Annotated in this window: 16 protein-coding genes and 1 tRNA gene; 5 read left to right on the top strand and 12 right to left on the bottom strand. The window is 71.1% G+C overall.

The features are described from left to right. Positions 1 to 6: 6 nt before the first annotated feature. From DEJ47_RS13940 to DEJ47_RS13930, 3 genes are read right to left on the bottom strand one after another with little or no spacing between them, the layout of a single operon-like run. Positions 7 to 651 carry a response regulator transcription factor gene (locus DEJ47_RS13940; protein WP_055554422.1) on the bottom strand — a complete coding sequence of 215 codons (645 nt, stop codon included), beginning with the start codon at positions 649 to 651 and terminating at the stop codon, positions 7 to 9. Further along, positions 642 to 1,784, bottom strand: coding sequence for a sensor histidine kinase (locus DEJ47_RS13935; protein ID WP_398334385.1), 1,143 nt, complete (start codon positions 1,782 to 1,784; stop codon positions 642 to 644). The genes DEJ47_RS13940 and DEJ47_RS13935 overlap by 10 nt, the downstream gene beginning before the upstream one ends. Before the next feature lie 22 nt (positions 1,785 to 1,806). Next, entirely contained in the window at positions 1,807 to 2,487 is a 681-nt protein-coding gene (locus tag DEJ47_RS13930) for a DedA family protein (RefSeq protein ID WP_150168268.1), read from the bottom strand. A 133-nt stretch (positions 2,488 to 2,620) separates the two neighbouring features. Between DEJ47_RS13930 and DEJ47_RS13925 the strand changes: the two genes are divergently transcribed. Beyond that, positions 2,621 to 2,694 (top strand) — tRNA-Lys (locus DEJ47_RS13925). A 71-nt stretch (positions 2,695 to 2,765) separates the two neighbouring features. On the opposite strand, the gene DEJ47_RS13920 is transcribed toward DEJ47_RS13925, so the two are convergent. The 5 genes from DEJ47_RS13920 to ehuB form a co-directional block, all read right to left on the bottom strand. Next, on the bottom strand, positions 2,766 to 3,536 hold the full coding sequence (locus DEJ47_RS13920) for an IclR family transcriptional regulator (protein ID WP_161238127.1): 771 nt from the start codon (positions 3,534 to 3,536) through the stop codon (positions 2,766 to 2,768). 225 nt (positions 3,537 to 3,761) lie between these two features. Further along, on the bottom strand, positions 3,762 to 4,577 hold the full coding sequence (gene ehuA / locus DEJ47_RS13915; protein WP_150168264.1) for an ectoine/hydroxyectoine ABC transporter ATP-binding protein EhuA: 816 nt from the start codon (positions 4,575 to 4,577) through the stop codon (positions 3,762 to 3,764). After that, the gene (gene ehuD / locus DEJ47_RS13910; RefSeq protein WP_150168262.1) at positions 4,567 to 5,214 is read right to left on the bottom strand and encodes an ectoine/hydroxyectoine ABC transporter permease subunit EhuD; all 648 of its coding nucleotides are present in this window, start codon (positions 5,212 to 5,214) and stop codon (positions 4,567 to 4,569) included. The genes ehuA and ehuD overlap by 11 nt, the downstream gene beginning before the upstream one ends. After that, on the bottom strand, positions 5,211 to 5,942 hold the full coding sequence (ehuC, locus tag DEJ47_RS13905) for an ectoine/hydroxyectoine ABC transporter permease subunit EhuC (protein ID WP_190415771.1): 732 nt from the start codon (positions 5,940 to 5,942) through the stop codon (positions 5,211 to 5,213). Before ehuC ends, ehuD begins: the two co-directional genes overlap by 4 nt. Then, positions 5,942 to 6,874 (bottom strand): ectoine/hydroxyectoine ABC transporter substrate-binding protein EhuB, encoded by a 933-nt coding sequence (ehuB, locus tag DEJ47_RS13900; RefSeq protein WP_150168258.1) that lies wholly within the window; start codon positions 6,872 to 6,874, stop codon positions 5,942 to 5,944. Before ehuB ends, ehuC begins: the two co-directional genes overlap by 1 nt. A 97-nt stretch (positions 6,875 to 6,971) precedes the next feature. On the opposite strand from ehuB, the gene DEJ47_RS13895 reads away from it, so the two are divergent. Beyond that, positions 6,972 to 7,472 (top strand): DUF3830 family protein, encoded by a 501-nt coding sequence (locus DEJ47_RS13895; RefSeq protein ID WP_161238124.1) that lies wholly within the window; start codon positions 6,972 to 6,974, stop codon positions 7,470 to 7,472. Positions 7,473 to 7,479: 7 nt separating this feature from the next. Here the strand turns inward: DEJ47_RS13895 and DEJ47_RS13890 are convergent, their stop codons facing one another. Next, positions 7,480 to 8,883, bottom strand: a complete 1,404-nt coding sequence (locus DEJ47_RS13890; protein WP_150168254.1) for an amidase — start codon at positions 8,881 to 8,883, stop codon at positions 7,480 to 7,482. Positions 8,884 to 8,939: 56 nt separating this feature from the next. Beyond that, positions 8,940 to 9,917 carry a D-2-hydroxyacid dehydrogenase gene (locus DEJ47_RS13885; protein ID WP_223828347.1) on the bottom strand — a complete coding sequence of 326 codons (978 nt, stop codon included), beginning with the start codon at positions 9,915 to 9,917 and terminating at the stop codon, positions 8,940 to 8,942. Positions 9,918 to 10,206: 289 nt separating this feature from the next. Here DEJ47_RS13885 and DEJ47_RS13880 point away from each other — a divergent pair, with 289 nt between their 5' ends. Together DEJ47_RS13880 and DEJ47_RS13875 are read left to right on the top strand one after the other, a co-directional pair. Continuing rightward, positions 10,207 to 11,037 (top strand): aspartate/glutamate racemase family protein, encoded by an 831-nt coding sequence (locus DEJ47_RS13880; protein ID WP_150168252.1) that lies wholly within the window; start codon positions 10,207 to 10,209, stop codon positions 11,035 to 11,037. Beyond that, positions 11,034 to 11,777: a decarboxylase gene (locus DEJ47_RS13875; protein ID WP_150168250.1), complete on the top strand. Its 744-nt coding sequence runs from the start codon at positions 11,034 to 11,036 to the stop codon at positions 11,775 to 11,777. The genes DEJ47_RS13880 and DEJ47_RS13875 overlap by 4 nt, the downstream gene beginning before the upstream one ends. Positions 11,778 to 11,781: 4 nt before the next feature. Here the strand turns inward: DEJ47_RS13875 and DEJ47_RS13870 are convergent, their stop codons facing one another. Then, positions 11,782 to 11,973 carry a hypothetical protein gene (locus DEJ47_RS13870; protein ID WP_150175616.1) on the bottom strand — a complete coding sequence of 64 codons (192 nt, stop codon included), beginning with the start codon at positions 11,971 to 11,973 and terminating at the stop codon, positions 11,782 to 11,784. 65 nt (positions 11,974 to 12,038) lie between these two features. Continuing rightward, positions 12,039 to 12,287, bottom strand: a complete 249-nt coding sequence (locus tag DEJ47_RS13865) for a hypothetical protein (RefSeq protein WP_150168248.1) — start codon at positions 12,285 to 12,287, stop codon at positions 12,039 to 12,041. A 127-nt stretch (positions 12,288 to 12,414) separates the two neighbouring features. On the opposite strand from DEJ47_RS13865, the gene DEJ47_RS13860 reads away from it, so the two are divergent. Further along, positions 12,415 to 13,509, top strand: coding sequence for an LLM class flavin-dependent oxidoreductase (locus tag DEJ47_RS13860; protein WP_398334583.1), 1,095 nt, complete (start codon positions 12,415 to 12,417; stop codon positions 13,507 to 13,509). The last annotated feature ends 10 nt before the right edge of the window (positions 13,510 to 13,519 follow it).

Here is a 13,519-nt window from a genome sequence, read left to right as displayed (position 1 = left end):
ACGTCTTCAGGACTCCAGATACCGCAGCACCGCGAGCACCCGGCGGCTGTACCCCGTCGTCCGGTGCAGCCCCAGCTTGTCGAAGATCGCGTTGAGGTTCTTCTCCACCGCGCTCAGGGAGATGTGCAGCTTCTCGCCGATGGCCGCGTTGGTGTGCCCCTCGGCCAGCGCCTCCAGGACCGTGCGCTCCCTCGGGGTGAGGCGCGTCAGCGGGTCGACATGGGTGGTGCGGATGAGCAGCTGCCGTACGACCTCCGGGTCGATGGCGGCTCCCCCGGCGTGCACCCGCTCCAGCGCGTCCAGGAACTCCTCGACCTGCGCCACCCGGTCCTTGAGGAGGTAGCCGACGCGTTCGGCGCTCGAAGTGAGCAGCTGTGCCGCGTAGTTGCGCTCCACGTACTGGGAGAGGACGACCACGCCGATCTCCGGGCGGAGCTCACGGATGCGCACCGCCGCGCGCAGGCCCTCGTCGGTGTGGTCGGGCGGCATCCGGATGTCGGTGACGACGACGTCGGGGGCGTGCGCCTCGACCTCGCGCAGGAGCGCGTCGGCGTCGCCCACCGCGGCGAGCACCTCGTGGCCCTCCTCGGCGAGGAGCCGGACCAGGCCCTCCCGCAGCAGGGTCGAGTCCTCGGCGAGTATTACGCGCACGGCAGCTCCGCGGTGATCGTGGTGGGACCCCCGAGGGGGCTGTCGACATGCAGGGTGCCGTCGAGCGCGGCGACCCGGCTGCCCAGGCCGGTGAGCCCGCTGCCCGCCGGGTCCGCGCCGCCGACGCCCGTGTCGCGGACGAGGACGGAGAGCGTCGCGCCCCGCTGCCGTACGCGGACGGAGATCTCGTCGGCCGCCGCGTGCTTGGCGGCGTTGTTCACCGCCTCCGACACGACGAAGTAGGCGGCCGTCTCGACGGCGGACGGCAGCGGAACCGGCACGTCGTACTCCATGCGCACGGGCACCGCGCACCGCTCCGACACCCCGCCGAGCGCCTCGCGAAGCCCCAGGCTGTCGAGCGCGGTGGGGTAGACCCGCCAGGCCACCTCGCGCAGTTCGGTGAGGACTTCCCGCGCTTCCTTGTGGGCCTGTTCGAGCAGGGCGTCGGCCCGCTCAGGGGTGCGGCCGCGGCGGGCCCGGCCGAGCAGCATGGCGAGGGCGACGAGTCGCTGCTGGACGCCGTCGTGCAGATCCCGCTCGACCCGGCGACGCTCCGCGTCGACCGCGTGCACGACCGCGGCGCGGCTGGTGGCCAGCTCGTCGATGCGACGCTGGAGGAGTTCACGCTCGGAGGGGCCGAAGCACTCGCGGGCCAGCCGGGCGTCCTGCTCGGTCAGCGCGCGCAGCCCCTGCACGGCGAGGAAGAGCAGGGTGCCGCCGAGCACGACCTGGCTCAGCACGTCCACCCAGGTCATCGAGGACCGGGTGAGCCCGACCGCGAAGATCCCCGCGAGGACGGCGCCGAAGTCGACGAGGCCGACCACGACGGCGCAGAGCAGCCCGGAGTACGTGCGGGCCGCGAGGTAGCGCAGGATCTGCCGGTCGTCGGCGCGGTGCTCGGGGAACACGTCGTGGAAGAAGAGGGACCGCCGCCCGCGCTCCAGCGCGGTGAGCCTGCGGGCGCCCGCCGCGAGCAGGGCGTGGGCGCGCGCACGGGTGCGCGGCCAGAGCAGGAAGGCGCCGAGGGCCGCCCCGGCGACGACGAAGTACAGCAGCCCGAGCAGGGCGGTCAGGCACCCCACGAGCACCCCGGCGACCCGCATGAGCAACGGCGCGGCTACGGGTTCCCTCACATCGCCCGACACTAGCCGAGCCCTAGGAGGAACGGCGGTGGCGGGCCTCGGCGGCGGACCCCGGCCGCTTACGCGACCGCACGCGCACCGCCACGTACACGGCGACGGCCCCGACGGCGAGGACGAGGACGGCCTTGGACAGCAGCCCCACGTACGTCTCGACGGCGTCCCACTGGTCGCCGAGCCAGTAGCCCGCGAGGACGAGCACCGAGTTCCAGACCAGGCTGCCCAGCGCGGTCAGGGAGAGGAAGACGGGCAGCCGCATGCGCTCCACACCGGCCGGCACGGAGATCAGGCTGCGGAAGATCGGCACCATCCGGCCGAGCAGGACCGCCTTGGTGCCGTGCTTGGCGAACCACGCCTCGGTCCGCTCGAGGTCGGATGCCTTCACGAGAGGCAGCTTCGCCCACAGGGCGTGCATGCGCTCGCGTCCGAAGAGCACGCCGATCCAGTACAGGGCGGCGGCGCCGACCACCGAGCCGAGCGTCGTCCAGAACAGGGCGGAGGCGAGGCTGATCACGCCCTGTCCCGCGGCGAAGCCGGTCAGCGGCAGGATCACCTCGCTGGGCAGCGGCGGGAAGAGGTTCTCCAGGGCGATGGCGAGCCCCGCGCCCGGACCGCCCAGGGTGTCCACGAGGTCCGCGGCCCAGCCCGCGATGCCGCCGGCCGGCTCCTGGGGGAGGGCGAGAGTCATGAGGTCCATGGCAGCAACGCTAGAAATCCCAGGTCACCGGCGGTATGGGGGTTGCCGTCGGGTCGGGGTGCGGTTTCCCGCACCCCGCCGGGAGCTGGTCAGGAGCACCCCCCGGGACCGGGTACTATTAATGAGTCAGCAGGCGCCGCTAGCTCAGTTGGTTAGAGCAGCTGACTCTTAATCAGCGGGTCCGGGGTTCGAGTCCCTGGCGGCGCACTTGCGAATGCCGAAAGGGCGTTCCCGGTCTCCGGGTACGCCCTTTCGGCGTACCCGGCACTCGCGTTCCGCTAGATCGCGAGTGAGAGCAGCACCGGCGCCGCCCCGCGGTTGAGCGTGTCCGCCGCCTCGCGCAGCCGGTGGGCGTGCTCGACCGGCAGGGACAGGGCGAGGCAGCCGACGGCGGAGCCCGCCGTGATGGGGACGGCCGCGCAGACCGTGCCGACCGCGTACTCCTGGAGGTCGAGGACCGGGACCGTGGCGGGCTGCGACGCGAGCCGGTTGAGCAGGACCTGCTCGTTCGTGATCGTCCTGGACGTGAGGCGGGCCATCTTGTGGCGGGAGAGGTGGTCCCTGCGGCCGTTCACGTCGAGCTGGGTCAGCAGGCTCTTGCCGACCGCGCTGGCGTGGGCGGAGGAGCGGAAGTCGACCCATTCGTTGACCGCGGGGGTGCGGGGGCCCGCCGCGAAGTCGGTGACGCGCACCTCGCCGTCCACGTACCGGCTGATGTAGACCGCCGCGCCGATGGAGTCGCGCAGCCCGTCCAGGGTGCGCTGGAGCTTCTCGCGCAGGGCCTCCGCGTGGTCGCGGGCGGAGCCGAGCCTGCTGAGGGTCTCGCCCGTGACGTACGCCCCCGGGGTGCCGTCGTCCGTGAGCTGTTCGACGTATCCCTCGCTGGTCAGCATGTGCAGGAGGGGGGTCAGGCGGTCGAGGGGCAGGCCGGTGTCGCGGGCGATGCGGGCGGCGGTCACGCCGGTGTCGTGCCGTGCGACGGTCTCCAGGACGCGCAGGGCGCTCTGGACGGAGCGGTGCGGCGTGATCGCCTCGTGCTGCAACGCCACGGCATCCCCCTGCGTGGAACGGTTCCGGACAGTCGGGCTCGGTTCCACGATAGCTGTCAAGTGACGGACATGGAGAGCCTGTTGGGGACATTGGTGGCGCGTTCCGGATCTCTCATCAGGAACGCGCCACTCTGGCATATGCCCAGGTCATGCCCCGGGCGTTCGGTCCGTCCCAGCCGTCACGGCACCGCGCTCAGGACTGACGCGGCACCGCGCCCGGAGCTGTCACAGCACCGCGCTGAGGAATTCACGCGTGCGCTCGTGCTCCGGCTCCGTGAAGATCTTCTCCGGCGTGCCGGACTCGATGACGCGGCCCGAATCGAACATGAGGACCTGGTCCGAGATGTCCCGCGCGAAATTCATCTCGTGCGTCACACACAGCATGGTGATGTCCGTGGTGTGCGCGATGTCGCGGAGCACGTCCAGGACGCCCGCCACCAGCTCGGGGTCGAGCGCGGACGTCACCTCGTCGAGGAGCAGCACCTGCGGGCGCATCGCCAGGGCCCGCGCGATGGCCACCCGCTGCTGCTGGCCGCCGGAGAGCTGCGTCGGGTACGCGTCGCAGCGGTCCCCGAGCCCGACCAGATCGAGCAGCTCACGGGCCCGCTGCTCTGCCTCGTCCTTGGACAGCCCGAGGACGGAGACGGGAGCCTCGGTGACGTTGCGCAGCACCTTCATGTTCGGGAAGAGGTTGAACTGCTGGAACACCATGCCGATGTTCTTGCGGACCTCGCGGACGTGCTTCTCGCCCGCGGGGACGAGCTTGCCGTTCTTCTCCTCGTGGGTGAGGTACCTGCCGCCCACCTTGATCGTGCCCTGTTCCGGCTTCACCAGCGTCATCAGGAGCCGCAGGATCGTGGTCTTGCCGGATCCCGAGGGACCGATCAGCGTCACGTGCTTGCCGGAGGCGACGGAGAAGTCCAGCTCGTCGAGGACGACGTTCGAGCCGTACCGCTTGACGACCTTGTCGAAGCGGATCAGCTCGCTGCCGTCGACGGCCGGGTTGGGGATTTCCTGGGAAGTGCTGCTGTCAGCGGACAAGGCGACGCTCCAAAACTCGCAGAAGAAGAGAGGCCGGGTAGGCGATGACGATGAAGGCGACACCGACCACGCTGATCGCCTCGAAGGTGAAGGTCGTCTGGCTGTAGTTCTGGGCCTGGCCCAGCATGTCGAGCGCGCCGATGGCCGCCATCTGCGGCGACTCCTTCAGCATGACGATCACGTAGTTGCCGAGTGCGGGGATCACCCTGCGCACCGCCTGCGGCAGGATCACGGACGTCCAGGTGCGCCGCTTGGAGAGGCTGAGCGCGGTCGCCGCCTCCCACTGGCCGGCCGGCACACCCTCGATGCCCGCCCGGTAGACCTCCGAGGTGTACGTCGAGTAGTGCAGGCCGAGCCCGACGATGCCCGTGGTGAGCGGGGACATCGAGGGCCCCCACTCCGGCACCACGTAGAACAGGAAGAACAGTTGCACCAGGAGCGGGGTGTTGCGGATGAACTCCGTGACCACCGTGACCGGCCAGCGGATCCACTTCTTCGCCGAGCGCTGGGCGACCGCCCAGACCAGACCGAGGGAGAAGGCGATCAAGGAGCCGAAGAGCAGCGCCTTGAGGGTGAGCTCCAGACCGTCCCAGAAGAGCGGCATGAACTCGTCGACGTGATCCCAGTTCCAGTTCACTTGGCACCCCCCGTGCCCGAGACGACGTCGATCGACGACTTGGCGCGCAGGCCGCCGAGCAGGCTCGTCTTCTCCGGCGTCTGCCCCACCCGTTTCTTGGCGTGCCGCTCCAGGAGCCGCATGCCGCGCGTGAGGATGAACGCGAAGACGAAGTACAGGGCGAGCAGCAGCGTGTAGATCGGGGCGCTCTCGTTCTTGACGAGCCGCAGCAGGTCACCGGCGAACGTCATGTCGGCCACCGCGATGAGGGACACCAGCGAGGTGCCCTTCAGGAGCTCGATGAGCAGGTTGTTGAACGGCGGGATCATCTCCGGCCAGGCCTGCGGCAGTTCGATGCGGCGCAGCCGCTGCGTCGGGGTGAAGTTCAGGGCGATGCCGGCCTCGCGCTGCGCGGGCGGCACCGCGGCGAGCGCGCCGCGCACGATTTCCGAGGCGTACGCCCCGTACGTGATGCCGAGGGCGAGGACGCCCGCGAACATCGGCTGGAAGCTGATGTTGAACAGCGGCGGCACGGTGAACGCGATCCAGAACATGAAGACCAGCGACGACGTGCTGCGGAAGATCTCGAAGTAGGCCCCGGCGAGGAAGCGGACGATCCACAGCCGCGACGTGCGCAGCACACCGATGGGGAACGCGATCACGAAGGCGAGGGCCGCGCTGAGGAACGTGACCTGGACAGTGATCCAGATGCCGGGCAGGAACCAGTTCCCGAAGAACTCCGACGACATCATGACGAGGCGCCCTTCGCCGGGGGACACAGCTTCTCGACGGTCAGCTCGGTCATCTCGGCCTCGGTGAACCCGAACGGCTTGACGATGCGCAGCAGTTCGCCGCTCTCCTTGAGCTTGTGCAGCTCCTCGTTGAAGGCGTCCCGCAGGTTCTTCTCGGACAGCCGGAAGGCGAAGCCACCCGCTCCGTAGGCCGGCTCGCCGTCGACGACGGGCTGGAACGGCTTCGTCGCCTCGACCCGCGGATTGTTCTTGATCACCGTGCGCACGGTGACGTTGGTGCCGGCGAACGCGTCGACCCGGCCCTGCGCCACGGCGTCCATCCCGGCGACCTGGTCGGGCAGGACGAGCACGGACTTCACGCCCGCCGCCTTGGCGTAGTCGATCTCCGCGTAGGCCGTGCCGCTCGCCAGCTTCAGGCCCTTCTCGGCGATGTCCTCGTACCCCTTGATGCCGTGGGGGTTGCCCTTCTTCACGATGAAGGAGTCGAGCATGAGGTAGTCGGGGTCGGAGAAGAGGACCTGTTCGCACCGCGTCGGGTTGATGTACATGCCCGCCGACACGACGTCGAACTGCCGGGCCTGTGTGAGGCCGGGGATCAGCGCGCCGAACTTCGTGGGCACCGCCTTGACCTTGGGTACGCCGAGGCGGGGGAAGATGACCTTGGCGATCGCCGGCGCCTCGCCCGTGACCTCGCCGTTCTCGTCGATGTATCCGAACGGGACCTCGCCCGCGACACCGATCCTGACCGTGCCGCTGTCGCGCAGCCGGTCCAGCAGATCGCCCCCCTCAACCTTCCCCTCGTCGGGTACGCGGCTGCACGCCGACGCCCCGAAAACCCCCAGAGCCGCCCCGCCCGCTCCGGTGAGCAGTGCGCGGCGGCGCACCGCTCTGCCTATGAATCCCTCGTTGTTCCCAAGTGGTGGAGCCATGGGCGCGCGGCTACCCGACTCCAAGCGAGTTATGCCGACGAATTCCGGCCCCTGATGCCATCGTTGTGCCCTTGACCCAGGGAGGAGCATGGGACACATGGCAGAGCGATTCATCGAAGTCTCCCTCGCCGAGCGAGGGGTCCAGTGCACGGCGAAACTGCTCGACGACCGGGCTCCGGTGACCTGCGCGGCGGTGTGGGAGGCACTGCCGCTCGGCTCGGACGTCTACCACGCGAAGTACGCGCGCAACGAGATCTACGCCCTCTTCCCGGCCTTCGCGGACCGCGAGCCGCCCCTGGAGAATCCGACCGTCACGCCCATCCCGGGAGATCTCTGTTATTTCTCCTTCTCCGGTACGGAACTGGGCACCCAGGCGTACGGCTACGAGGCGGAGGCCGGCGTGAAGGCGGGTACCACGGTCGTCGACCTCGCCCTCTTCTACGAACGGAACAACCTGCTCCTCAACGGCGACGTGGGCTGGGTGCCCGGCATCGTCTGGGGCCAGATCGTCGAAGGCCTCGACCGGATGGCCGAGGCCTGCAACGACCTGTGGCGCGCGGGCGCGCAGGGGGAGACGCTGAACTTCCGACGCGCCTGAAGCGCGTTCAGCCGAGCACGGGCGGCGGCACCGCGGCGCTGCCCGACTCGTACAGCGCGTGCGCCGCACGCAACACCACCGGGTCCGCGTGGCGGGCGGCGACGATCTGCACGCCGATGGGCAAACCGTCGTCGTCCACCCCGCAGGGCACCGTCGCCGCGGGCTGCTGCGTGAGATTGAAGGGGTACGTGAACGGCGTCCACCCGGTCCAGCGCCGGTGCCCCGACCCCTTCGGCACCTCGACGCCCGCCTCGAACGCCGTGATCGGCAGCGTGGGCGTGACCAGCAGGTCGTACGTCGAGTGGAAGCGGCCCATCCGGCGCCCGAGGGCCATCCGGATGTCGACCGCCGCGAGGTAGTCCAGCGCGCTGTACCGTGCGCCCTGCCCGCAGATCTCCCGCAGCCCCGGGTCGAGCAACTCCCGCTGCGCGGGCGGCAGATGCTGCACGACGCGCGCCGCCCCGCTGAACCACAGGGTGTGGAAGGCCTCCACCGGGTCGGTGAAGTCGGGGTCGGCCTCCTCGACGTACGCGCCCTGCGCCGCGAGCGACTCCACGGCGCGCCGCACCGCCGCCGCGACGGCGGGACGCACCGCGACCTGCCCGCCGAGGGAGGCGGAGTAGGCGACGCGAAGTCCGTGCACGCCCCCGTCCAGGCCCGCCCTGAAGCCGCCTTCCACGGGTGCGAGCTGGGACCAGTCGCGGTCGTCGGGGCCCGTGATCACGTCCATCATCAGCGCCGCGTCCGCCGCGTCGCGGGTCATCGGCCCGACGTGCGCGAGCGTCCCGAACGGGCTCGCGGGATACAGCGGCACCCTGCCGTACGTCGGCTTCAGCGCGAAGATCCCGCAGAACGCCGCGGGGATCCGCACCGAGCCGCCGCCGTCCGTGCCCAGCGACAGCGGGCCCGCGCCGAGCGCCACGGCGGCCGCGCTGCCCCCGCTGGATCCGCCCGACGTGCGGGACGGATCGTGCGGGTTGCGGGTGATGCCGCTCTGCGGGCCGTCCGTCACGCCCTTCCACCCGAACTCCGGCGTCGTCGTCCGGCCGATGAACACCGCGCCGTGCTCGCGCAGCCGGGCCACCGAGGGCGCGTCCTCGTTCCACTTGCCCTCGTGCCGCACCGTCAGCGAGCCGCGCAATGTCGGCTCGCCGCGCAGCAGGAGCAGATCCTTCACGGACACCGGGACGCCGTCCACGAGCCCCTGCGGCGCGCCACGGCGCCACCGCTCCGCGCTGGCCTCGGCCTGCGCCAACGCCGAGTCCGCCATGACCCGCACGAAGGCGTTCACACGCGGCCGGCTCTCCTCCGCCCTGCGCAGGGCCGCCCGGGTCACGTCGACCGGACTGAATTCGCCCTTGCGATAGCCGTCGACCAGTTGTACGGCCGTGAGATCCGCGAGCTCGGTCATGCAGGCTCCTCAGCAGACGGGGCGTGATCGGTTGGGGGGCATCGACCGGGAGGCGGTCAATGACCTGGGACATACCCACGTTCCTTGTCGACGACGTTCGTCAGCGGCCGACCCGCCGCCCACGCCTGGAACAGCTCGACGAACTGCGCGCCCAGCGCATCGCGCCAGCCGACCGTGTCACCACTCATGTGCGGCGAGACGATCAGGCCCGGCGTCGTCCACAGGGGGCTGTCCGCTGGCAGCGGCTCGTCCTCGAACACGTCCAGGGCCGCGCCCGCGATCCACCGCTTGGACACCGCCTCGACCAGGTCGTCCTCGACGACGAGGGGCCCGCGCCCGACGTTGATGAACCGCGCCGACGGCTGCATGAAACCGAAGCGCCGCGCGTCGAACATGCGGCGCGTGTCGTCCGTGAGCGGCGCCGCGCACACCACCCAGTCGGCCCTGGCCATCAGCCGGTCCAGCTCGTCCGTGCCGTGCACCCCCGGCCGTGCCGTGCGGCCCACCAGGGCCGTGAGGATGCCGAGCCCCTTCAGCGTGCGCGCGATGGCCCGCCCGATCGGCCCCGAACCGATCACGCACGCGCGCGTGCCCGCGATCCGCTGGGTCTCGCGGTGCCGCCAGGAGCGCTCACGCTGCAGTTCCAGGGTGCGCGGCAGGTCCTTGGCCATGGCGAGGACCAGTGCGGCCACGTACTCGGCGATGGGCTGGTCGAAGACGCCACGGGCGTTCGTCACGACGGTGTCGGACGCGGCGAGTTCGGGGCACATCAGATGGTCGACGCCCGCGCTCGCGGTGTGCACCCAGCGGGGCCGCGGACCCTCACCGGGCCAGGCGCGGCGCACCGCGTCCGACGTGAAGTCCCACACCAACAGGGCGTCGGCAAGGGGGAGTTGCTCGGCCAGCGTGGACTCGTCGGCGTGCAGGATCCGGGCCTGCCCCGCCAGGCTGCCGAGGCGCGGCGGCGGGGTCGGTGGCTCGGCGTCAAGGACGAGGACGGTCGTATCGGAAACCGACGGGACACCGTTTCGCAATGAGATTCCGCTTCCCTGTTCAGAGGTACGGCCGCGCCGCATCGACAAGTCGGCTCAACCGTCTGAGATGTGCGGATTGACCACGCTCGCACCCGAACCTACCTTCGTCAACAGAGGCACTGCTGTACCGGCTGTCCAGGAACCAGTACTCTCCGTGCAGCCGATCGAACTCGCTGTGTGGTACGCCCGCGCAGCGCTCCCCGTCCCGACGTCCCGGCGCGTCGCCGGCATCGCTCGTCCCCGGCCCCCGGCCGGTCCCTGAACACACGCACGACCTTGGGGACTGCTCATGGACGTCTCTTTCCTCGGCGGACCACACCCTCAGCGCGGTGTGGGTGTCGTCGCCCCTTTCGACTTCGTCCTCGATCGCGAACTGTGGCGCTGGATCCCCGACGAGGTCTCCCTCCACCTGACCCGGACGCCGTACGTGCCCGTGGAGGTCAGCCTCGACCTCGCCCGCCTGGTCAGCGAGCACGAGACCCTCGCCGAGGCGGTCCGCGCACTGACCGCCGCCGAGCCCGAAGTCCTCGCGTACGCCTGTACGTCGGGCAGTTTCGTCGGCGGCACGCCGGGTGAACGCGCGATGTGCGAGGCCATGACCCGCGAGGGCGCGGTCGGCGCGGTGACCACGTCCGGTGCCCTCCTGGAAGCCCTCGACGAACTGGGCGCGCGGCGCATCGCGCTCGTCACCCCCTACACCTGGTCGGTCACGCAGTCCCTGGAGGAGTACCTGGCGGAGGCGGGGGTGTCCGTCACGGGCCGCGCCTACCTCGGCCTCACCCGGCACATCTGGAAGGTCCCCTACCGGGACGTGGCCGACATGGCGCGCCGTGCCGTACTCGCCAGCGAGGGCGGCGTGGACTGCCTCTTCATCAGCTGTACGAACCTCCCCACGTACGACGTCATCCCGCAACTGGAAGCGGAACTGCGGATGCCGGTGATCTCGGCGAACCAGGTGACGATGTGGTCCGCACTGCGTCGGCTGGGTACCCGTGCGGTAGGGCCCTATCAGGCACTGATCGATCCGACGGCGAGGCCGGGCGCGAGTCCGCTGAACCCGCCGGCTCCGCCCCAGGGCCTGCCCGAAGCACCACCCGCAGAAGGAGGAGGCTGGACGTGACGGCACTCGGATTTCTCTACCCGGGGCACTCGGCCGAGGACGACTATCCCCGCATGGAGCAGATGCTCGGCAGCGACATCCGGCTGCAGGTCGTCCACACGGACATCGGCGAGGACGCGCACCGCGTCGACGCGCTGCTCGAAATGGGATCGGCCGACCGGCTCGCCGCGGGCGTGGAGGAGCTGCGGCTCGCCGGCGCCGAGGCGGTGGTGTGGGCGTGCACCAGCGGCAGCTTCGTCCTCGGCCGGGAGGGCGCGCACGACCAGGTCCGCAAGCTGGCCCTGGCGGCCGGGCTGCCCGCCTCGTCGACGTCGTTCGCCTTCGCCCACGCCGCGCGCGAGGTGGGGGCCACCCGGGTCGCGGTCGCCGCGACGTATCCGGAGGATGTGACCGGGCACTTCTCCGCCTTCCTGAAGGACGGTGGCGTGGAGGTGGTGGCGGCCAGGGGGAGCGGCATCATCACGGCGGCCGAGGTCGGCACATGGGGGCGCGACGAGGTGTTCGCGCTGGCCCGCGCGGGCGACCACCCGGACGCCGAGGCGCTGCTGCTGCCGGACACGGCGCTGCACACGGCGGCGTACGTCCGCGACCTGGAGGCGGAGGTCGGCAAGCCGGTCCTGACGGCGAACCAGGTCACCGTCTGGGAGGCGCTGCGGCTGGCCGAGCGCAGGGTGAACGCGCCGGCACTCGGCGCCCTGTTCACGAAGGAGCCGCCGGTCCAGGCGCCGGTCACGGGCTGAGCGGTCACGGGCTGAGGATCAGTCTCACCACCGTTAACGTCTGGACGGACCCGGAGACGTAGTAGAGGACGATGGCGCCGTCGACCGTGGCTTCCCTGCGGTCGGGGTCGTCCCGTACGGGTGTGGAGCCGTGGCCGTACGGATCCCGGCCGATGGTGCGGGACAGGGCGGCGCGGAACGCGTCGGCGTCGCCCATCTTGGCGAGGGTGTCGTCGGCGGGCGGCGCGTAGGTGACGCGGTGGACCTTGCGGTGGCGGGGGCTCACGACGTGGACCGCCGTTCCGCCTCGTCGGAGGCGAGCCGGGCGAGGCGTGCCTCGGCGTCGGGGTCGGGCACGGCCTCCAGCATCCAGTGCCGCATCACCGCGTGGATCTCGTCGACGCCGGCCGCGTTGATGGCCCGGTCGAACTCCGTGCGCCGGTGCGCGGGCAGGGCGGCGCGGATGTCGGGGAGGGTGTTGGGCACCTCGACCTCGACTCCGTCGACGAGGGTCTTCAAGGGATCAGCCATGGCCAGCACGGTAGTCGTGGACGGGCGGGAACGCGTGCCGGGAATAAAACGGAGTGACCCTCCTGTTCTGGGTTTCCGTAGTCACGACATGACGTACGTACGCAGTGCAGGAGGACCCCAAGTGACAGTGGACCCGACCGACGACGGCATCCGCGGCGAGCGGCACGGCACCGCGCCCGTGCCCCTGTCCGTGCTCGACCTCGTCACCGTCGGCGCGGGGCGCACCGCCACCGACGCGCTGCGCACCAGCGTCGACATCGCCAAGCTGACCGAGGCCCGCGGGTACCACCGCTACTGGGTCGCCGAGCATCACTCCATGCCGGGCGTCGCCTCGTCGTCCCCGGCCGTGATCCTCGCCCACCTGGCCGCCCACACCGGCCGCATCCGGCTCGGCTCCGGCGGCGTCATGCTGCCCAACCACGCGCCGCTCGTCATCGCCGAACAGTTCGGCACCCTGGAGGCGATGGCCCCGGGCCGCGTCGACCTCGGCCTCGGCCGCGCCCCCGGCACGGACGGCGCGACCGCCGCCGCCCTGCGCCGCACCGACCGGCTCAACGAGGGCGCCGACGACTTCCCGCAGCAACTCGCCGAGCTCACCCGCTTCCTGGACGACGACTTCCCCGACGGCCACCCCTACAGCCGCATCCACGCCGTCCCCGGCCCCGTCCAGGCGACCTCGCCCGGCGGCGTCCAGTCCCCGCACCGCCCGCCGGTCTGGCTGCTCGGCTCCTCCGGCTTCAGCGCCCGGCTCGCCGGCGCCCTCGGCCTGCCGTTCGCCTTCGCGCACCACTTCTCCGCGCAGAACACGATCCCGGCGCTCGACCTCTACCGCGAGTCGTTCAAGCCCTCGGCGCTCCTCGACGCCCCGTACGCGGTCATCGGCGTCTCGGCCCTCGCGACGGACGACGAGAACGAGGCCCGCCGCCAGGTCATGGCCGCCGCCCTGAACATGGTCCGGCTGCGCACCGGCCGCCCCGGCCTGGTCCCCACCCCCGAGGAGGCGGAGGCGCACCGGTTCACGGAGATGGAGCGTGACTTCATCACGTCCTGGAACTCCAACGTCGTCCACGGCACCCCCGACCAGGTCCGCTCCGGCCTGGACGACCTCGCCAAGCGCACGGGCGCCGACGAGCTGATGCTCACGGCCAACGCCCACAGCGGCGAGGTCCGCCTGCGCAGCTACGACCTGATCGCGAGCGCCTACGGCCTGCCGGAGGCGTGACGCCGCACCT

This window comes from Streptomyces venezuelae, from assembly GCF_008642355.1.
GTDB classification, from domain to species: domain Bacteria; phylum Actinomycetota; class Actinomycetes; order Streptomycetales; family Streptomycetaceae; genus Streptomyces; species Streptomyces venezuelae_B.
Note: the sequence above shows the minus strand (reverse complement) of the source record. Positions and strands in the feature narration are given on the sequence as shown.